Here is a 17,742-nt window from a genome sequence, read left to right as displayed (position 1 = left end):
TCGGTCATCGCGGGTGCGAGGTCGTCGCCGCGGTGTAGCCCCGCTCGCCGGCGGTCACGTCGAAGGCCAGCTGGCCGTCGCGGGCGTCCACGGTGACCTTCTGGCCCGGCGAGATCGCCGACTCCAGCAGCATCCGGGACAGGTGGTTGTCGACCTCCCGCTGGATGACCCGGCGCAGCGGGCGGGCGCCGAACTCCGGCTGGTAGCCGTGCTCGGCGAGCCAGTCGATGCCGGCGGTGGTGAACTCCACCTGGATGTCCTGGGCGTGCAGCCGGCGCCGGGTCTCCTCCAGCATCAGCTCGGTGATCTGGCGCAGCTGCGGCGCCTCGAGCCGGCGGAAGATGATCACCTCGTCGATCCGGTTCAGGAACTCCGGCCGGAAGTTCTCCTGGAGCCGGCGCATCAGCCGCTCGCGCAGCTCGTCCCGCTCCTGGTCACCGCCCTCGGCACCGGCGCCGAAGCCGACCGCGCGCTGGGTGCCGGTGATTAGCTCGGAGCCGAGGTTGCTCGTCATGATCAGGACGGTGTTCTTGAAGTTGACCGTCCGGCCCTGGCTGTCGGTGAGCCGGCCGTCGTCGAGCACCTGCAGCAGGATGTTGAACACGTCCGGGTGGGCCTTCTCGATCTCGTCGAGCAGCACCACCGCGTACGGGCGGCGGCGCACCGCCTCGGTGAGCTGGCCGGCCTCCTCGTACCCGACGTAACCGGGCGGGGCGCCGACCAGCCGGCTGACCGTGTGCCGCTCCTGGAACTCGCTCATGTCCACCCGGACCATCCGGTCGGACTCGCCGAAGAGCGCCTCGGCCAGCGCCCGGGCCAGCTCGGTCTTGCCCACGCCGGTCGGGCCGAGGAAGAGGAAGCTGCCCATCGGCCGGTTCGGGTCGGCCAGCCCGGTCCGCGAGCGGCGGACCGCCTCGGCCACCGCGGTCACCGCGTCGTCCTGACCGACCACCTTCTCGTGCAGCTGCCCCTCCAGCCGCAGCAGTCGGTCCCGTTCCTCCTCGGTGAGCTGGGCGACCGGGATCCCGGTGGCCCGGGAGACCACCTCGGCGATCTCCTGCGGCCCGACCGAGGGCACCTGCGAGGTGCCCTCGTCGCCACGGGCCCGCCGGATCTGGTCCTCCAGTTCGGAGATCCGGTCCCGCAGCGTGGACGCCCGCTCGTACTGCTCGTCGGTGACCGCCTGCTCCTTGTCCCGGCGCACGTCGTCGAGCTGCTGCTCCAGCTCGCGCACGTCCGCGGCGGGGGTGCGGGTGCGCAGCCGGACCCGCGCGCCGGCCTGGTCGATCAGGTCGATCGCCTTGTCCGGCAGGTACCGGTCGGTGACGTACCGGTCGGAGAGCTCGGCGGCGGCGACCAGCGCCTCGTCGGTGAACCGCACCTGGTGGTGCGCCTCGTAGCGGTCCCGCAGGCCGCGCAGGATGGCCACGGTGTCCTCGACGCTGGGCTCCGGCACGAACACCGGTTGGAAGCGACGGGCCAGCGCGGCGTCCTTCTCGATGCTCTTGCGGTACTCGTCCAGCGTGGTCGCGCCGATCACCCGCAGCTCGCCACGGGCCAGCGCCGGCTTGAGCATGTTGGACGCGTCCATGCCGCCCTCGCTGCCCGCCCCGCCCGCGCCGACCAGGGTGTGGATCTCGTCTAGGAAGATGATCAGCTCTTCCCGGTGCGCCCGGATCTCTTCGATCACCTTCTTCAGCCGTTCCTCGAAGTCGCCCCGGTAGCGGGTGCCGGCGACCAGGCCGGCCAGGTCGAGCTGGACGACCCGCTTGCCGAGCAGGGTCTGCGGCACGTCGCCGTCGCAGATCCGCTCGGCGAGGCCCTCGACGATCGCGGTCTTGCCGACGCCGGCCTCGCCGATCAGCACCGGGTTGTTCTTCGTCCGCCGAGACAGGATCTCCACGGCCTGCTCGATCTCGTCGGCCCGGCCGATCACCGGGTCGATCTGGTCGTTGCGGGCGAGGTCGGTGAGGTCCTGGCCGTACTGGTCGAGGGTGGGCGTGCCGCGGTCCGGCCTCGGCCCGGCCATCGGGCCGCGTTCGGCGTTGGCGGCCTGCAACGACTCCGGCTGGACCCGGCCGGCGGCCAGCATCCGCCCGGCCGGCGACTCCGGGTTCAGCGGCAGCGCCATCAGGATGTGCTCGGGGCCGATGTAGTTGGCGCCCATCGCCCGGGAGAGCTGGTGGGCGTCGAGCAGCGCCCGCTTGGCCGCCGGGGTGAGCGACAGGTTCGGCGGCACCTCCCCGCGCGGCGCGCCGTCCCCCCGCCCACCGAGCGCGTTGAGCAGGGTGTCCGGGTCCGCGCCGGCCCGGCGGACCAGGTCGCGCAGCGGCTCGCGCTGCAACGCCGCCCAGAGCAGGTGGTCGGTGTCCAGGTCGGTGCTGTGCCGCTGGGCGGCGCGCCGCGCGGCGTCGGCGAGCATCTCCCTGGCGTCGGCGGTCATCAGCCGGGTGATGTCGACCCGGTGCGCGGGTCGGCGCCCACCCTCACCCCGGCCGAAGTACCGGGCCAGGAATTCGTCCCACGGGTCGGAGCCGAAGTCACCGGGTCCCATCATGTCTGTCCTCCGCAGTCGGGCGCGCGGCACGGTCGCCAGGGGCTACCCGGCGGCCGGCCCGACAAACGCCGCACCCGTGCCACGGCGGGGCACCTGCCGGCCCGGGCGGGCCGGCGCCGGCGCACCGGCGGCGGGTGGCACGCTGGCGGCATGGACCCGACGCCGCTGCTGATCGTGGACGCCGCCAACGTGGTGGGCTCGCGCCCGGACGGGTGGTGGCGGGACCGGGCCGGCGCCACCGCCCGGCTGCGGGACGCGCTGGTCCCGGTGGCCGCGGCCGGGCTGCCCGACCGGTTGCCGCCGCCGGTGGAGGTGGTGCTGGTCGTCGAGGGCGCGGCGCGCGACGTGCCGTCCGTGGCCGGGGTGCGGGTGCTCGCCGCCGACCGGTCCGGCGACGACGCGATCGTCGACCTCGCCGCGGCCACCCCGGAGCGCCGCCGGCTGGTCGTCACCGCCGACCGTGAGCTGCGGGAACGGGTCACCACGCTGGGGGCCGAGGTGTACGGCCCGCGGTGGTTGCGGGACTGAGCCGCCGCCCGCCGCGGGTCTCACCAATCGGACTCCCGGCGCTCGCCGTCGACAACCGGTCAGGGAGGCAGGAACACTGACAGGGCGGTTGTTCTCTCACCCAACGGGATAGGCTCTAATGGAGACCTCCCCGCCCCCAGGAGGTTCCGCCGTGGCGAGCGTCGCCGAGCTCAAGGCAGCCATCGATGTCGCTTTGCAACAGATCGGCGACGGCCAGAGCGCCGTGCAGGCCGCCGGCGAGAAGCTGGCCGAGGCGCAGCAGACCCTGGCCGGGGCGCTGGAGGGCAGCGGGCACGAGACCGTCGAGGCGGCCCAGGCCTCGCTCACCCAGGCCAGCCAGGAGCTGGAGGAGTGTCTCGCCGCCACACTCGTCGCGGTCGAGCAGGCGCAGCTCTACGTCGCGGCCCTCTAGGTGCCCGCTATGTCCATTGTGGAGGACGTCGGCGCGCAGGTCCGGGCCGCCGCCGAGGAGCTGCCGCTCGGCCTGCTGGGCCAGGCGTTGGAGAAGTTCGGCCTGGCCGCCGAGCGGCTGCGCTGGGTGCGGCAGGAGTCGGCCAACCCGATGGGGGTGCCGGAACTCTCCGCGGCCACCGAGCACGCCGAGACAGCCAACTACGCGCTGCGCGTGGCCCAGGAACAGCTCGCCGCGTACCTGGCCGCGATCGGGCTGGCTGCCGACGGCGGGCCGCCGCCCCGGGAGGAGCCGCGCAGCCGCCCGCGGCACGACGCGCCCGGCGCGGCGCCGCCGGTGGCCGCCGGCCCCGAGCCGGCCGGCGAGGTGACCCTGCGCCGCTGGTGGGCGGTGCGGGTGGCGGAGCTGACCGGGGGGCGGGAGGGGCCGCCGGACGGGCCGGACGAGCGGGTCGGCGACTCCCGCGAACTGCTGCGCCGGGTGGTGCGCGGGGTCCGGGCCGGCGACCGGGACCGGCTGCACGCCGAGCTGCGCCGGGCGCACGCCGACGTCGGTCTCGGCCTGGCGGCGGTGGCCCCGCCGCTGCTCCGTGACCTGGCCGGCGAACTGCTCGGACACCCGCCCCGCGCGGACGACCTGGGCCGACTGCGCCGCGAGGTGGACGGGCGGGTCCGGGACCTGCTGCCCGGCCTGCCGACGCCGGTGCTGGACACCCTGCTGACCCGGGTCTGCCGGATGCCGCCGCCGCGGCGCGGCGAGCAGGACCAACCGCACGCCGCCGACCCGGCGGTCACCGCGGGGGTGTTGACCGGGGTGCTGCTGGCCCGGCTCGGCCGGGACCTGCCGGCCGGGACCGGGCGGGAGCCGGCCGCCGCCGCGCCGCCCGGGAACGCCCCGCACCGCAACGGCCCGGGCGCCGCGCACCGGTACACCTCGGACGCGCCGCGGCGGGGCGGCCCGGACGCCGCGACCGGCCGGGACCGGCGCCGGGGTACCGATGGCTGACCGGCGCGCCCAACTGGTCACCCGGGTCCGCGAGACGCTCGCCGAGGCGCTGGGCGCCACCCGCACCCGGCTCTCCGCCGCCCAGGCCGACCTGACCGCCGGCCGGGAGCGGCTGGCCCGGATCCAGCGCGCCGCGGCGGCCGTGCCGCAGCGGGTGGGCGCGGAACGGGACCGCCGGCTGGCCGAGATCGACGAACGGCACGCCGCCCGGATCGCCGAACTGGCCCGCCGGGCCGCGGCCGCCGCCGAGCGGGAGTCGCCCGGCGCCGCCTCCGCCGACTGGGCCGGATGGCGGCCGACCCCGCCCGGCCGGGCCGAGCCGCCGGGCGCGTTGCGGATCGGCACGCTGCGCATCCCCGGCGCGGGACCGGTGCCCGCGCTGGTGCCGCTGCTGGACGCCGGGCACGTGGAACTGACCGGCGGGGACCGGGACGGGTGCGAGGCGGTGGTGTCGGCGCTGCTGCTGCGCGCCGTCGGCCGGGCCGACCCGGGCAGCGTCCGGCTGGTCGGCTACGACCCGGAGCACCTCGGCGGCGGGCTGGCCGGGTTCGCCCCGCTCGGCACCGCCGGGCTACTCACCTTCGTCGGCCCGGGCGGGCTGGGCCGGCTGCTGGACGACCTGGTGGAGCAGATCCGCCGGATCAACGAGACCGTGCTGGCCGGCGAGTACGGCTCCCTGCGCGAACTGGCCGCGGCGACCGGCCGCCGCCCGGAGCCGTGGCGGGTGGCGGTGCTGCTCGGCGGGGACGAGCTGTCCCGGCACGAGCGCGGTCAGCTCGACCGGGTGGTCCGCACCGGGGCGGCGTGCGGGGTGCACCTGGTGGTCCGGGGCGTGTCGCTGCCGGACGACCCGACGGTGACCCGGGTGCTGGCCGAGCCGGACGGCGCCCGGGTCGGCGCCCCGCCCGGCCTGCCCGTACGGCTGGACCCGCCGCCGCCGGCGACGCTGGTCACCGAGACCTGCCGGCAGGTGGCGGCGCGGGTGAACGCCGGCCCGGCCCCGACCCCGTTCACCGACCTGCTGCCGCCGCCGGAGCGGATGTGGCAGGAGGACTCCGCGAGCGGGTTGACCGCGCCCGTCGGCGAGGGCCCGGACGGCCGGCCGGTGCTGCTGACCCTGGGCGACTACCCGCCGCACGCGCTGATCGGCGGACCGTCCGGCACCGGCAAGACCAACCTGATCTTCGCCTGGATCGGCGCGCTGGCCGCCCGCTACTCCCCCACCGAGCTGGAGTTCTACCTGCTCGACTTCAAGGAGGGGGTGTCCTTCGCCCGGTTCGCGCAGGGCCGGCGGGACCCGAGCTGGCTGCCGCACATGCGGCTGGTCGGGATCAACGTCAACACCGACCGCGAGTTCGGGTTGGCGCTGCTGCGCTTCCTCGCCGAGGAACTGCGCCGGCGGGCGGACGCGGCGAAGAAACACGAGGTGACCAAGCTGGCCGAGCTGCGCGCGGTGGACCCGACCGGGCGCTGGCCGCGGATCGTGGCGGTGGTGGACGAGTTCCAGATGCTGCTGGCGGGCCGCGACGTGGTGGCCCGGGAAGCGGCCGACCTGCTGGAGGACCTGGCCCGCCGAGGCCGGTCGCAGGGCATCCACCTGGTGCTCGCCTCGCAGGACGTGCGCGGCATCGAAGCGCTGTGGGGCCGGCCGGCGCTGGTCGCCCAGTTCACGCTCCGCATCGCGCTGCCCAAGGCGTTGCGGATCCTCGCCGAGCGCAACGACGCCGCGCAGTCGCTGCCGCGCCACCACGCGGTGGTCAACGCCGAGTCGGGGATGGCCGAGGGCAACCAGGTGGCCCGGATCCCGTCGGCCAGCGACTGGGAGACCTGGAGCGAGCTGCAGCACCGGCTGTGGCGGATGCGCCCGCAGGACGCCGCACCCGCCCGGCTCTTCGACGGCGACGCGATCCCCCGGCTGGCCGACGCGCCGGACTTCCGGGCCCTGACGGCGCCCGAGACCGGGACGCTGCGCAGCCCGGTGGCGCTGCTCGGCGAGATCATCGACGTGCAGGCGCGCTCGGCGACGCTGCGGCTGCCCCGCGCGCCGGGACGGAACCTGGCCGTGCTCGGCACCCGGGTGGACGAGGCGTGCGCCGTGCTGGACGCCGCCGCCCGGTCGCTGGCCCGCCAGCACCGGCCGGGCAGCGCCCGCTTCTCCATCGCCTGCCTGGACCCGGACGCCGACCCGGCGGCCCGGTCGCTCTACGAGGACCTGGCCGACGACGCGGCCTGGTACGACGAGGAGACGGTGGCCGAGCTGATGGCCGAGACGGCCGACGGCCTGGGTGCGCCGGGCGCCAGCGGCACCCCGCACTACCTGCTGCTCTTCGCCGTCGACGCGGCGGCCGGCTCGCTGGGCGCGCGGGTCGGCCGGCGGACCGGGCTGGAGCACCTGCGCCGGATCCTGCACGACGGCCCCGAGCGGCGTACCCACGTGCTGGCCTGGTGGCGGGGCGTGGCCCGGATGCGCGCCGACCTGGGCGGGCCGGCGGCGCGAACCGACCAGATCGGAGCCTGGGTGGCGCTGGACACGCACGGCGGCGAGCTGGGGTCCTCGCTCTACCCGGGCACCGGCGGGCCGGACTGGTACCCCCGCCCCTGGCGCGGGCTCTTCTTCGACCGGGCGGTGCACCGCACCGGCCAGGTGATCATCCCCTACGGACCGTCGCGGTGAACCAGCCGGTGAGCAGTGAGACGTACGCGGCACAGGTGCGGCGGCTGGCCGAGCTGACCGCACGGGTGCAGGGCCAGCGGGCCGAGGCGCACGCCTGGTACGACCAGCAGTGCGCGGCGGCCGATCGGGCCGTCGCCGAGGCCACCGAGCAGGTGCGGCGGGCCGAGCGGGAGCTGGTGGACGCGCGCGAGGCGCAGGAGCGGGTGGACGCCGAGGCGGCCCACCTGTGGCATCAGCTGCGGGACCGGCTCGGCCCCGGGGCGCGGCGGCTGGGCGGCCCACCCGCCCCGACGCCCGGCGCGACGGGCAACCCCGCGCGGCTGCTCGACGGGGTGCGGGAGCTGCTCAACCGCACCCGTCGACCGGGTGACCTGCCGGGCTCGGTGAACCCGCTGCTGGCGCTCTGCGGGGTGGCCGGCGCGACGCTGACGTACGCCCTTGGGGTGGCGGCCCGGACGGTGGGCGAGCGCAACGGCGGCGACCTCGCGGTCGGCATGCCGGTGCTGGCGCTGGTGGTGACGCTGCTCGGGCCGCTGGTCGGCCTGGTGCCGGCGAAGCTGCTGGCCGACCGCCGGCACGCGGTGCTCAGCCCGCGGCCGATGACCGTGGTGCTCGCCGCCGGGCTGGTCACCACCGTCGTGCTGCTGGTCGCCGGCCGCTGACCGGCGCGCGGCCGCCGGTGCCGGGTCACGCGGGGACGAGGACCGCCTCGCGCAGCAGCCGGCGGGCCAGCACCAGCCGGTCGGCGTCGTCGTCGAGGCCGGGCAGCTCACCGACCCGGCTGACCGCGCCGGTGAGCAGGGCACGCACCGCCGGCGCGCACTGCCCGGGCAGGGTGATGGTCCGGTCGAACAGCCGCAACGCGACCGTGTCGCCCTGCGGGACGAGCTGCCAGCGCAACCCGGGCCGCGGGGCGAGCCGGCTCTCCGCGTCCAGGGCGGCGAGCGCGGCCGCCTGGGCGAGCGGGCGGATCGGCGCGGGCCGGGCCGCGGGCCAGGCCCGCTGCCGCAGCCGACCGGCCACCGCAGCCGGGTCGGCGCGCAGCAGCCAGGCGCGCAACGCCTCCACCGTCTCGGTCAGTTCCGGCTCGATGGCGTCCGGGTCGGCCACGTCGACGCCGAACGGCAGGGTGGCGCGCAGCCGCTGGTCCTCGGCGGCGAGCGCGAGCAGCTCCTCGACGAGCGCGTAGCGGGTCAGCGCCCGGACCCCGGCGGTCAGATGCAGCGAGCTGGACTCCTGCGCCTGCGCGCTGTGCAGCCAGCCACGCGGCAGGTAGAGCGCGTCGCCGGGGGTGAGCACCACGTCCAGCGTGGGCGGTCCCTCGGCGGTGGCGGAGACCTCGTCGGCCCGGCCGCCCCAGGGCTGCTTCTCCAGCGGGTCGGGCAGCACCGGCGGGTGGACCCGCCAGTGCTTGCGGCCGTCGACCTGGAGCACGAAGACGTCGTGGGTGTCGTAGTGGGTGGCGAAGCCCTGGCTGCCGGCGGGGGTGAGGTAGGCGTTGACCTGCAACGGCTGCCCGACTGCGGCGCCGAGCTCGCGGGTGAAGTCGATCAGCGCCGGCCAGGTGCGGTGCAGGCCCTGCAGGACGAGGGTGGCGCCGCCGGCGTACAGCTCCAGCACCCGCTCGTCGAGGACCTGGTCGGCGATCTCGGCGCCGGCCCCGCCGCCGCCGGTGAACCGCGCCGCCGGCACCAGCTGACCGTCCTTGGCGATCCGCAGGAAGGGCGTACGAAGGCCACGCCGGCTGAGCAGCTCGTCGGCGTCGGCGGGGCTGAGCAGGTCGGTGAAACCGGCCGGGTTGGGCAGCTCGTCGGCGCGGGAGAGCAGCGGCGTCCGTCCCCAGTGCGCGGCGGCGAACTTGGCCGGCTCGACCGAGACACAGCGGGCCAGGGCGGCGGCGGCGGTCGCGGACGGAACCGCCGGACGGCCGTGGCCGCCCGGCGGGTCGAGGTTCGTCACGAGCGCTCCGTCACCCGGCGCTGCCGTCGGCGCCGCCGTCCTGCTGACCCGGGGTGGCCCCGCCGTCGGCCGGACCCTCCGCGCCGCCGTCGGCGCCGCCGTCCTGCTGGCCGGGGGTGGCGCCGCCGTCGGCCGGGCCCTCCGCGCCCTGGTCGGCACCCTGGTCGGCGCCCCGCTCGGCACCGCGGTCGGCACCACCGTCGGCGCCGCCGTCCTGCTGGCCGGGGGTCGCGCCGCCGTCGGCCGGGCCCTCGAGGCCGCCACCGCCGGTGGTCTGCATGTCGTCGTCGTTGAGTGCCATGGGTGCTCCCTCGGGTGTGCCGCCCCGCCGTGCGCCGGGGTCCGTCGTGCAGCGGGTGGTACCCCACGCTGGATCTTCTCTAACCACACGGTAGACGCCCGGCGCGGCCGGCAAGGGCGGTTCGCGGTCAGCCCGTGCGGCAGGCGGAGCCGTTGAAGGTGAAACCGGTGGGCGTCGGGTTGGCCCCGCCGTGGGTGCCCTGGAAACCGAAGCTGACCGTGCCCCCGGTGGGGACGGTGCCGTTCCAGCTGGCGTTGCGCGCGGTCACCTGGGCGCCGGACTGGTTGACGGTGGTGTTCCAGGCGTTGGTGATCCGCTGGTCGGCGCCGAAGGTGAAGCCGACGGTCCAGCCGCTGGCCGCGGCGCCGTCGTTGCGTACCCGCACGTCGGCGGTGAAGCCGGTGTTCCAGGTGTTCGGCACGTAGCTCACCGTGCAGCCGCCCGGGGGCGGGGTGGTGGGCGTCGGGGTCGGCGTGGTCGGGGTCGGGGTTACGCCGCCGCCGAGCGCCTCGGCCACCGCCTGGTGCGCCGGCTTCGGCGCGTAGTTCTCGTCCCAGATCAGCGCGGCGCCCTGCCCCGGGAAGACGTCGGGGATCCACGAGTAGCGGTCGGTGATGCCCCAGGTGGTGACGCCCGCGCACCGGGTCACCGCGAGGCAGGCGCTGACCACCTTGCGGTAGTCGGCGGCCTGGGTGGCGAGGTTGGCCGCGCTCGGCGGGGTGGGCATCCGGATGTCCAGCTCGGTGATCCGGACGTCCACCCCCAGGTCGGCGAAGCGCTGCAGGTTGCTCTGCAGGTCGCCGGGGACCTGACCGACGATCAGGTGCGCCTGGAAGCCGACGCAGTCGATCGGCACGCCGCGGGCCTTGAAGTCGCGGATCAGGTTCCAGATCGCGGTGCTCTTCGCGTTCACGCCGTCGGTGCTGTAGTCGTTGATGCAGAGCTTGGCCGTCGGGTCGGCGGCCCGGGCGGCCCGGAACGCCTCCTCGATCCAGCCGTCGCCGAGGCGCTGCTGGAAGACGCTGTCCCGGCGGCCGCCGGGGCCCCCGTCGGCGAACGCCTCGTTGACCACGTCCCAGGCGACCACCTTGCCGCGGTAGTGGCCGGCCACCTCGGCGATGTGGTTGCGCATCGCGGCGAGCAGGTCGGTCGCGGACAGGCCGCTGACCCAGCCGGGCAGTTGGGAGTGCCAGACCAGGGTGTGGCCGTAGAGCCGCTTGCCGCCGGCGGCGGCGTAGCTGGCGACCGCGTCGCCCTGGGTGAAGGTGAACTGCCCGCGGTTGGGCTCGGTGGCGTCCCACTTCATCGCGTTCTCGGCGACCACCAGGTTGAACTCGGCGTCGGCGATCTGCCGGTAGGCGGTCTCGGTCAGCCGGTTCGGGTCGATGGCGACGCCGATGTCCCGGCCCTTGGCGTCGGCGAGGGTCTTCAGGGTGGTGGCCGCGTCGGCGGCCTCGGGCCGGGTGACGCCGAGGCCGACGGCGACCACCGTGGCGAGGGCGAGCGCCCCGGCCAGCAGGGCCGGCCGGGTACGGAGACGGTGCGGGTGCATGCGGTCCCTGTCCTTCGTCGGGCCGCCCGAGGGCGGCGAAGTTACGACGTCGGTCGATGGGAGCGCTTCCACATGCTGGCATCCTGGCCGCCCCCCGTCAACCACGCCGCCGTCGCGCCGGACGGCGCGGCGCGGAACGTGGTGGCAGGATGGGCGGGCGGACGCGAGCAGGAGGTGTCGATGACCGAGCCGACCGCGGTGGCCCCGCTGGAACCGGTGACCGAGGACTGGCAGCGCGCGCTGGCGGTGGTGGCCCACCCCGACGACCTGGAGTTCGGCGCGGCGGCGGCGATCGCCCGCTGGACCGGGCAGGGCAAGCAGATCGCCTACTGCCTGGTCACCAGCGGCGAGGCGGGCATCGACGGGATGCCGCCGGAGCGGGCCCGGCAGGTGCGCGAGCAGGAGCAGCGCGCCTCGGCCGCACTGGTCGGGGTGGACACCGTGGAGTTCCTCGGGCTGCCCGACGGCATCCTGGAGTACGGCGTGCCGCTGCGCCGGGCGATCGCCGAGGCGGTGCGCCGGCACCGGCCCGAGATCGTGATCACCACCAACTTCCGCGACACCTGGGACGGCACCTACGCGCTGAACCAGGCCGACCACATCGCCACCGGTCGGGCGGTGCTGGACGCGGTGCGCGACGCCGGCAACCGGTGGATCTTCCCGGAGCAGCTGACCGACGGCGTCGAGCCGTGGACCGGCGTGCGGCAGGTCTGGGCCGCCGCCTCGCCCCGCTCCGCCCACGGGGTCGACGTGACCGCGACGTTCGCGCAGGGCGTGGCCTCGCTGCGGGCGCACGAGGCGTACCTGACCGGGCTGGGCGACGGCAGCTTCGACGCCGAGGAGTTCCTGGAGGGGCTCGGCCGGCCGACCGGCACCCGGCTCGGGGTGCGCTACGGCGTGGCCTTCGAGGTGTTCCGCTTCGACCTCTGGTAGCCGGCCGATGATCCTGCTCGGCACCTCAGGGTGGCAGTACCGCGACTGGCGGGGCCGGTTCTACCCGGCCGACCTGCCCCAGCGGCTCTGGCTGGAGCACTTCGCCGCCCGTTTCGCCACGGTGGAGGTCAACAACGCCTTCTACCGGCTGCCGGAACGGGACACCTTCGCCGCCTGGCGGGACCGCACCCCGGACGACTTCTGCGTCGCGGTGAAGATGAGCCGCTACCTGACCCACATCAAGCGGCTGCGCGAGCCGGCCGAGCCGGTGGCGCGGTTCCTGTCCCGAGCCACCGCGCTCGGCGACCGCCTCGGCCCGGTGCTGCTGCAACTGCCGCCGAACCTGCCGGCCGACCCCGCCGCCCTGGACGCCACGCTGGCGCTCTTCCCGGCCGACGTGCGGGTCGCGGTCGAGCCGCGTCACCGGTCGTGGTGGACCGACGCCACCCGGGCCGTGCTGGAGCGCCGGCGGGCGGCGCTGGTCTGGGCCGACCGACGCGGCCGGCCGGTCGCCCCGCTGTGGCGCACCACCGACTTCGGCTACCTGCGGCTGCACGAGGGGCGCGCCCGACCCTGGCCCAAATACGGACCGGCCGCGCTGGCCTCCTGGGTGCGCCGGCTGGCCGACACCTTCGCCGACGGGGAACCGGCGTACGTCTACTTCAACAACGACCCCGGCGGCGCGGCCGTGCGCGACGCGGTCGCCTTCGCCGCGCTGGCCGGCCGGGCCGGTCGGCGGGTGAGCCGGGTCCCGACAGCGGCGGAGGCCGCCGGCCCGGACGGCGGGCCGGGGCCGGCCGGGGCCTGAGCACGCGAGCGGCCCGCCCCACCGGGTGGAGCGAGCCGTCGTCGGGGCACCGGTCAGGGAATCATCCGGGCCATGTCCTTGGGCATCTGGTCCCTCACGTCATCCCACTGCCCCTGGGTCGTCACGTGCCGGCGCAGGGAATTCAGCACCACCTGCACCAGATTTTCGATGCCGCCCTCGATGTCGTACTGGAAGCGTTGCCGGACCTCCAGCAGGAAGTCGTCCCGGTTCAGCTTGACCGGCACGTCCATCGGCTTCCAGCCGTCGAAGTAGATCCCGCGCACCACCACCGGCAGCTGGGCGGCGAACTCCACGCTCTCCTGCACCGGCATCCGGTCCCGCAACAGGTGCAGCACCGTGCGCAGCGCGCAGTAGGACTGGTTGCGTTGCTCCTTCGGCCAGCCGTACGCCTTCTCGATGTCCTTGAGGATCAGGTTGGTCTTCTCCATCGAGGAATCGATTGCCGATTGCAGCTGCTCAGCCATCACTCCACCCCCGTACCTCGGTCTCCCAGCGTCGGTCGTCGTCGCGTCGCGGCGGCCCGACCGGGCCGCGCGGCTGCCGGGTCGGGCTGACCCGGCCGGCTCGCGGCACCCGCCGGGCGTCGCCGGCGGACCCGACGACGTGCAGCACGGCGCCGCGTCGTCGATCCGGTACCACCCGAACCGTCATCTCGAGCACCTCCGTGGTGTCGGTTCCGCGGCCGGCTCCGCGAGTCGACCGCACGCACCGTCGATGCTGCTCGGGGAAGGGGTGAGAGCACGTCACCCGGTCCGGATGAGCCGGGGGTCAGTCGCCCGTCTCGAGCAACCCGACCAGGGTGGCCGCGTTGGTCTGGGCGTAGTCGCGGTAGCAGTTGTTCATCAGCACGTGGGTCTGCTCGGTGGAGTCGGCCAGCTCGCGGAGCTTCGGCGCCCAGTCCTTGAGCTCCCGGTCCGAGTAGCGGTAGCCGAACTTCTCGTGGATGTCCTTGCTGGTCCATTTGTCGCTGTGGCCGTGGAAGCGCACCACCGCGAGGTCCGCGGTGGCGGCCAGCACCGGAGGCACCGACGAGCGGTGCCCCTGCGGCATGTCCACGCAGACGTACGCCAGCCGGTGCTGGCGCAGGAAGGCCAGGGTCTCGTCGGCGTTGGCCCCGTCGAACCAGGAGGCGTGCCGGAACTCGAAGACCGGCCGCAGCGGGGCACAGCGGCGCTCCACTTCGAGCAGGTACTGCTTGTTGTCCCGCTTGATGGTGAACCAGGGCGGGAACTGGAACAGCAGCGCGCCGAGCTTGCCCACCTCGACCAGCGGGTCCAGCGCGCTGAGGAACCGCGTCCAGACCTCCTCGTACGCCTGCGGCGGCAGGTCGTCCGGGTAGAGGTTGCGCTTGTCGGTCTCCGGGCGCAGGTCCTTGTAGAGCGCGGACGTCTTCGTCGGGTGCCCGGTCAGCAGGCTGAACGCCTTGACGTTGAAGGTGAAGCCCGCCGGGGTGCGCTCCGCCCAGAGCCGCGCCGTCCGCTCGGCGGGCGGCGAGTAGTAGGTGGCGTCCACTTCGACCAGCGGAAACTGCCGGGCGTAGTAGGCCAGCCGCTTCTCCGGCGTGTCGGCGCTCTGCGGGTACCAGCCGGAGTCCAACAGGGTCCGGTCGGTCCAGGACGCGGTGCCCACCTTGATGTCACCCATGGGTGGAGTCCACCGCGCCGCGGACCGACCGGCAACCGCTGGGTGCTCAGGCGGCCCGCCGCTCCCGGTTCTGCTTGCACGTCACGCAGGTGGTGGCGGACGGGAAGATCTCCAGCCGCTCGACGGGGATCGCCGCGGAGCACCCCTCGCAGAAGCCGTAGGTGCCCTCCTCGAGCCGGGCCAGCGCGTGCTCGTACTGGGCGCGGCGGTCGAGGATGGTCCGCAGCAGGGACTGCGCGGTGTCCCGCTCGGCCGTCTTGGTGCCGCTGTCGGCCTGGTCGTCGCCGGCCGTGTCACCCACCTCCACCAGCCGCAGCACCTGGCTCTGCAGCACCGCCTGCTCGTACTCCGCGGACAGCTCGTCGTAGCGGGCCTGCAGGGATCGCCGGATCTGGTCGATCTCCGCCTGGGATCGGCCCGTGTCGACCGTGTCGTGGACGAGCATCGCTGCCTGCCTTTCTGGCCTCGTGGTTCCGCCGGGACGCCGGTGCGGTCTGCCCCGGCAACGGTCCGTCTCGCGCGGGCGATCACCCGTGCTCTGTGAGCCGGGCGAATACCCACCCGCCCGAAGGACCAAACCGCCGATTTTCCCGGTGTCACGGCGAGCGTGCCGGACCGCCCGGGCCGCCGCGGCAGGCGTTCGGGACCGGTCAGGCGGACGGCGCCGGTTCCACCAGGGCGGGGCGGCGCGGGTCGTCGACCCGGACCACCACGTCGGCGAAGGTGGCCGGGGCGACCTCCTCGGCGTACCGGGCGAAGGCGGGCAGCGCCCACCGCCGCGCCGGGTCGGTGCGCCGGGACAGCGCGGCCGGGGAGAGCTCCAGGTGGACGGTGAGGTCGAACGGCAGCCCCCCACCGAGCAGCAGCGCGCCGCTGACCAGCACCACCCCGCCGGGCGGCAGCTCGACGTACCCGGCCCGGCTGGCCCGGTCGGTGCGGGCGTCCCAGAGCGACGGCAGCACCCGGCCGGAGCCGCCCGGGCCGGCCGGGTCGAGCACCTCGCGGCGCAGCCCCGCCTCGTCGACCCAGCCCTCGTAGTAGGCGTCCGGGTTGGTCCGACCGTGCTCCAGTCGCACCGAGGCGGGGCGGAGGAAGTCGGCGGCGCGTACGTGCAGCACCGGGCGGCCCAACGCGCGCAGCGGGTCGACCAGCGCGGCGGCCAGCTCGTCGGGGCCGGCCGCCGGGGCGCCGTCGACGGCCACGCGGAGCCGGCCCGGCGGGTCGCCGGCGGCGATCCGGTCGGCCAGCTCGGTCACGAGGCGCTCGGGTGAGATGGGACGGACGCGCACCCGCCCCATCATGCCCCGGCCGGTCAGCCGCTGCGGTCGATGGTGACCCGGGCGTCGTCGGCGAGCCGGTAGCCGACCCCGTAGACCGTGGTGACCAACGGAACGTCCACGCCGACCTTGCCGCGCAGCCGGCGCACGTGCACGTCGACCGTACGCACCCCGGCGTGTTCGTAGCCCCAGACCGCGTTGAGCAGTTGCAGCCGGGTGAACACCCGCCGCGGGTGGGCCACCAAGTGCAGCAGCAGGTCGAACTCGAGCCGGGTCAGCGGCAGCGGCTCGCCGTCGCGCAGCACCGACCGGGAGGAGGCGAGGATGTGCAGGGTGGGGATGGTGGGGATGGTGGGGGCGAGCGGACGGGCCGGCGAGCGGCCGGCCGGCACCGGGTCGGGGCGGCGCTCCACGGTGGTCGCGGCGGTGATCGTGCCCTCCCCGCGTTCGAGCATCTCCCGGGCCGCCTCGAGCAGCCGGCGGGCCGGTGGGGTCAGCGACTCCTCACAGGCCAGCGGGATGTTCAAGGTCACGGTGAGCATCGGCGCCGCGGTGTTGGCGGGGCGGCGCTGGCCGCCGGGGGGTCGACCGGGAACAGCGGGCTGGGACGTATGCCATCCGGCGCGCGACGAAGCGGGGCTGACCGACATGGTCCTCCTTGGCTGGTCCGGGTATCTCCCCACGGCCCGGGACGCCGCTTAATCGATGCTTCCCGGCGCCCGTGCGAGGGTCAAGGGGCGGCTGCGTTGCATGAATGTGACAATTGACGAACACATCGGAGCCGGATGCTCGCTCTGCGTACGAAGCCTGATGATTACAGCAGAGTCGCCAAGTTGACCCGATACGGGGGGTGCCCGCCCGGTTCACATCCGCCGCGAGTCGCCACGTACCGTGGCAACCGAGAGGGGCTCACGTCGTCGGGCACGCTCCCAGATGGACGGCCGCCGTCCCGGCGGTGGGACATGCCGGTCAGCGGGAGTGGTCGATCTCCACGCGGGCCTCGTCGGCGAGCCGGTAGCCGACGCCGTAGACCGTGGTCACCACGGGCGTACGCGCGCCGAGCTTGGCGCGCAGCCGGCGCACGTGCACGTCGACCGTGCGGGCCACCGCGTGCTGGTAGCCCCAGACGCCCCCGAGCAACTGCAGGCGGGTGAACACCCGGTGCGGCCGCTCGGCCAGGAACAGCAGCAGGTCGTACTCGATCCGGGTCAGCGGGACGACCCGGCCGCCCTGGCGGACCACCCGCGAGCCGGCCAGGACGCGCACCGTGTCGGGGTGGTCCGGGAGCGCCCGGGGCGCCGCGGGCGGGTCGTCGTCGGTGGCCGGAACGAGTCGCCCCTCCCCCGACTCGGCGAGTTCACCGAGCAGCTCCAGCAGCCGGGCCAGGCGGGGGCTCGGCGCGCCCGGGGTGAGGTCGACGGTGATGGTGAGCGTCGGCGTGGCGCGCGGGCGGGGCGGCGCGGACCGGTCGCTCCGGCCGGGCGGGTAGGGGCGCGGGGAGATGGCGACGACGGACATGGGGGCCTCCTGCGGCGGCTGGCGCCGGCACGCCCGGTGGGGCGTGCCGGTCAGGACGGCGCCGGCCCGGCGGTCACCGGGGGCGCGAGCGGGGACGGGCGGTGCGGCGGAGTGGGGCCGAGGACCGGCAGGCCGGCGATCTGCCAGGCGGCGAAACCGCCGACCACGTCGGTGGCGCGGTGCAGCCCGAGATCCTGCAGGGCGGCGGCGGCCAGCGAGGAGGTGTAGCCCTCCTGGCAGAGGATCATCACCCGCAGGTGGTAGCCGGTCGCCTCCGGCAACCGGGCCGGGCAGCGCGGGTCGAACCGCCACTCCAGCACGTTCCGCTCGACGGCCAGCGCGCCCGGCACGGTGCCGTACGCGGCCCGCTGGGCGGCCGGGCGGATGTCGACCAGCAGCGCACCGGTGCGGTGGGCCAGGTGTGCCCGCTCCGGGTCGAGCCGGTCGAGCCGGGCCCGGGCGGCGGCCAGGATCTCGTCGATGCCCCGGGAGCCGGCTGGCGGTGTCGGACACCCGGTCGGGTCGGTCTGCGGCATTGTCGTTCCCTCCGGTG

The 17,742-nt window shown here is 75.3% G+C and carries 19 protein-coding genes; 7 read left to right on the top strand and 12 right to left on the bottom strand.

What is annotated here, in order from left to right; translation table 11 throughout:
- Positions 1 to 4: 4 nt before the first annotated feature.
- Complete coding sequence (locus ACVCAH_RS23370; RefSeq protein WP_447138324.1) at positions 5 to 2,557, bottom strand: ATP-dependent Clp protease ATP-binding subunit; 2,553 nt, start codon at positions 2,555 to 2,557, stop codon at positions 5 to 7.
- A 150-nt stretch (positions 2,558 to 2,707) separates the two neighbouring features.
- Between ACVCAH_RS23370 and ACVCAH_RS23365 the strand changes: the two genes are divergently transcribed.
- From ACVCAH_RS23365 to ACVCAH_RS23345, 5 genes are all read left to right on the top strand, one after another.
- Positions 2,708 to 3,085, top strand: a complete 378-nt coding sequence (locus ACVCAH_RS23365; protein WP_447138323.1) for a hypothetical protein — start codon at positions 2,708 to 2,710, stop codon at positions 3,083 to 3,085.
- A gap of 151 nt (positions 3,086 to 3,236) precedes the next feature.
- On the top strand, positions 3,237 to 3,497 hold the full coding sequence (locus ACVCAH_RS23360; protein ID WP_088993708.1) for a hypothetical protein: 261 nt from the start codon (positions 3,237 to 3,239) through the stop codon (positions 3,495 to 3,497).
- A 9-nt stretch (positions 3,498 to 3,506) separates the two neighbouring features.
- The gene (locus tag ACVCAH_RS23355) at positions 3,507 to 4,502 is read left to right on the top strand and encodes a hypothetical protein (protein ID WP_447138322.1); all 996 of its coding nucleotides are present in this window, start codon (positions 3,507 to 3,509) and stop codon (positions 4,500 to 4,502) included.
- Complete coding sequence (locus ACVCAH_RS23350; RefSeq protein ID WP_447138321.1) at positions 4,495 to 7,176, top strand: FtsK/SpoIIIE domain-containing protein; 2,682 nt, start codon at positions 4,495 to 4,497, stop codon at positions 7,174 to 7,176. Before ACVCAH_RS23355 ends, ACVCAH_RS23350 begins: the two co-directional genes overlap by 8 nt.
- Positions 7,173 to 7,838: a hypothetical protein gene (locus tag ACVCAH_RS23345; protein ID WP_447138320.1), complete on the top strand. Its 666-nt coding sequence runs from the start codon at positions 7,173 to 7,175 to the stop codon at positions 7,836 to 7,838. The genes ACVCAH_RS23350 and ACVCAH_RS23345 overlap by 4 nt, the downstream gene beginning before the upstream one ends.
- A 25-nt stretch (positions 7,839 to 7,863) precedes the next feature.
- Here ACVCAH_RS23345 and ACVCAH_RS23340 read toward each other — a convergent pair whose 3' ends face one another.
- The 3 genes from ACVCAH_RS23340 to ACVCAH_RS23330 form a co-directional block, all read right to left on the bottom strand.
- The gene (locus tag ACVCAH_RS23340) at positions 7,864 to 9,135 is read right to left on the bottom strand and encodes a cupin domain-containing protein (protein WP_447138319.1); all 1,272 of its coding nucleotides are present in this window, start codon (positions 9,133 to 9,135) and stop codon (positions 7,864 to 7,866) included.
- A gap of 10 nt (positions 9,136 to 9,145) precedes the next feature.
- Complete coding sequence (locus tag ACVCAH_RS23335) at positions 9,146 to 9,436, bottom strand: hypothetical protein (protein WP_447138318.1); 291 nt, start codon at positions 9,434 to 9,436, stop codon at positions 9,146 to 9,148.
- 127 nt (positions 9,437 to 9,563) lie between these two features.
- Positions 9,564 to 10,988, bottom strand: coding sequence for an endo-1,4-beta-xylanase (locus ACVCAH_RS23330; protein WP_447138317.1), 1,425 nt, complete (start codon positions 10,986 to 10,988; stop codon positions 9,564 to 9,566).
- A gap of 180 nt (positions 10,989 to 11,168) precedes the next feature.
- Between ACVCAH_RS23330 and ACVCAH_RS23325 the strand changes: the two genes are divergently transcribed.
- Positions 11,169 to 11,921 (top strand): PIG-L deacetylase family protein, encoded by a 753-nt coding sequence (locus ACVCAH_RS23325; RefSeq protein WP_447138345.1) that lies wholly within the window; start codon positions 11,169 to 11,171, stop codon positions 11,919 to 11,921.
- A gap of 7 nt (positions 11,922 to 11,928) precedes the next feature.
- A complete protein-coding gene (locus ACVCAH_RS23320) occupies positions 11,929 to 12,729 on the top strand; it encodes a DUF72 domain-containing protein (RefSeq protein WP_447138316.1) in 801 nt (266 codons plus the stop codon).
- A 53-nt stretch (positions 12,730 to 12,782) separates the two neighbouring features.
- Here the strand turns inward: ACVCAH_RS23320 and ACVCAH_RS23315 are convergent, their stop codons facing one another.
- The 8 genes from ACVCAH_RS23315 to ACVCAH_RS23280 form a co-directional block, all read right to left on the bottom strand.
- Positions 12,783 to 13,214: a DUF2267 domain-containing protein gene (locus ACVCAH_RS23315; protein WP_447138315.1), complete on the bottom strand. Its 432-nt coding sequence runs from the start codon at positions 13,212 to 13,214 to the stop codon at positions 12,783 to 12,785.
- A complete protein-coding gene (locus tag ACVCAH_RS23310) occupies positions 13,207 to 13,401 on the bottom strand; it encodes a hypothetical protein (RefSeq protein ID WP_447138314.1) in 195 nt (64 codons plus the stop codon). Before ACVCAH_RS23310 ends, ACVCAH_RS23315 begins: the two co-directional genes overlap by 8 nt.
- A 117-nt stretch (positions 13,402 to 13,518) precedes the next feature.
- A complete protein-coding gene (locus tag ACVCAH_RS23305) occupies positions 13,519 to 14,394 on the bottom strand; it encodes a DUF72 domain-containing protein (RefSeq protein ID WP_447138313.1) in 876 nt (291 codons plus the stop codon).
- 46 nt (positions 14,395 to 14,440) lie between these two features.
- Positions 14,441 to 14,839 carry a TraR/DksA family transcriptional regulator gene (locus ACVCAH_RS23300; protein ID WP_447138312.1) on the bottom strand — a complete coding sequence of 133 codons (399 nt, stop codon included), beginning with the start codon at positions 14,837 to 14,839 and terminating at the stop codon, positions 14,441 to 14,443.
- Positions 14,840 to 15,044: 205 nt separating this feature from the next.
- The gene (locus ACVCAH_RS23295) at positions 15,045 to 15,683 is read right to left on the bottom strand and encodes a uridine kinase (protein ID WP_447138311.1); all 639 of its coding nucleotides are present in this window, start codon (positions 15,681 to 15,683) and stop codon (positions 15,045 to 15,047) included.
- A gap of 23 nt (positions 15,684 to 15,706) precedes the next feature.
- Positions 15,707 to 16,321, bottom strand: a complete 615-nt coding sequence (locus tag ACVCAH_RS23290) for a winged helix-turn-helix domain-containing protein (RefSeq protein WP_447138310.1) — start codon at positions 16,319 to 16,321, stop codon at positions 15,707 to 15,709.
- Between the two features lie 319 nt (positions 16,322 to 16,640).
- Positions 16,641 to 17,189: a winged helix-turn-helix domain-containing protein gene (locus tag ACVCAH_RS23285; protein WP_447138309.1), complete on the bottom strand. Its 549-nt coding sequence runs from the start codon at positions 17,187 to 17,189 to the stop codon at positions 16,641 to 16,643.
- Between the two features lie 50 nt (positions 17,190 to 17,239).
- Positions 17,240 to 17,725: a rhodanese-like domain-containing protein gene (locus tag ACVCAH_RS23280; protein WP_447138308.1), complete on the bottom strand. Its 486-nt coding sequence runs from the start codon at positions 17,723 to 17,725 to the stop codon at positions 17,240 to 17,242.
- Positions 17,726 to 17,742 lie beyond the last annotated feature (17 nt).

Source organism: Micromonospora sp. LZ34, from assembly GCF_052981855.1.
This window is presented reverse-complemented; position numbering and strand designations above follow the sequence as displayed.

Coding starts and splice junctions, on each gene's coding strand:
- ACVCAH_RS23370 (WP_447138324.1), bottom strand. CDS start 2,557: ATGATGGGACCCGGTGACTTCGGCTCCGACCCGTGGGACGAATTCCTG.
- ACVCAH_RS23365 (WP_447138323.1), top strand. CDS start 2,708: ATGGACCCGACGCCGCTGCTGATCGTGGACGCCGCCAACGTGGTGGGC.
- ACVCAH_RS23355 (WP_447138322.1), top strand. CDS start 3,507: ATGTCCATTGTGGAGGACGTCGGCGCGCAGGTCCGGGCCGCCGCCGAG.
- ACVCAH_RS23350 (WP_447138321.1), top strand. CDS start 4,495: ATGGCTGACCGGCGCGCCCAACTGGTCACCCGGGTCCGCGAGACGCTC.
- ACVCAH_RS23335 (WP_447138318.1), bottom strand. CDS start 9,436: ATGGCACTCAACGACGACGACATGCAGACCACCGGCGGTGGCGGCCTC.
- ACVCAH_RS23330 (WP_447138317.1), bottom strand. CDS start 10,988: ATGCACCCGCACCGTCTCCGTACCCGGCCGGCCCTGCTGGCCGGGGCG.
- ACVCAH_RS23325 (WP_447138345.1), top strand. CDS start 11,169: ATGACCGAGCCGACCGCGGTGGCCCCGCTGGAACCGGTGACCGAGGAC.
- ACVCAH_RS23320 (WP_447138316.1), top strand. CDS start 11,929: ATGATCCTGCTCGGCACCTCAGGGTGGCAGTACCGCGACTGGCGGGGC.
- ACVCAH_RS23315 (WP_447138315.1), bottom strand. CDS start 13,214: ATGGCTGAGCAGCTGCAATCGGCAATCGATTCCTCGATGGAGAAGACC.
- ACVCAH_RS23310 (WP_447138314.1), bottom strand. CDS start 13,401: ATGACGGTTCGGGTGGTACCGGATCGACGACGCGGCGCCGTGCTGCAC.
- ACVCAH_RS23305 (WP_447138313.1), bottom strand. CDS start 14,394: ATGGGTGACATCAAGGTGGGCACCGCGTCCTGGACCGACCGGACCCTG.
- ACVCAH_RS23300 (WP_447138312.1), bottom strand. CDS start 14,839: ATGCTCGTCCACGACACGGTCGACACGGGCCGATCCCAGGCGGAGATC.
- ACVCAH_RS23290 (WP_447138310.1), bottom strand. CDS start 16,321: ATGTCGGTCAGCCCCGCTTCGTCGCGCGCCGGATGGCATACGTCCCAG.
- ACVCAH_RS23285 (WP_447138309.1), bottom strand. CDS start 17,189: ATGTCCGTCGTCGCCATCTCCCCGCGCCCCTACCCGCCCGGCCGGAGC.
- ACVCAH_RS23280 (WP_447138308.1), bottom strand. CDS start 17,725: ATGCCGCAGACCGACCCGACCGGGTGTCCGACACCGCCAGCCGGCTCC.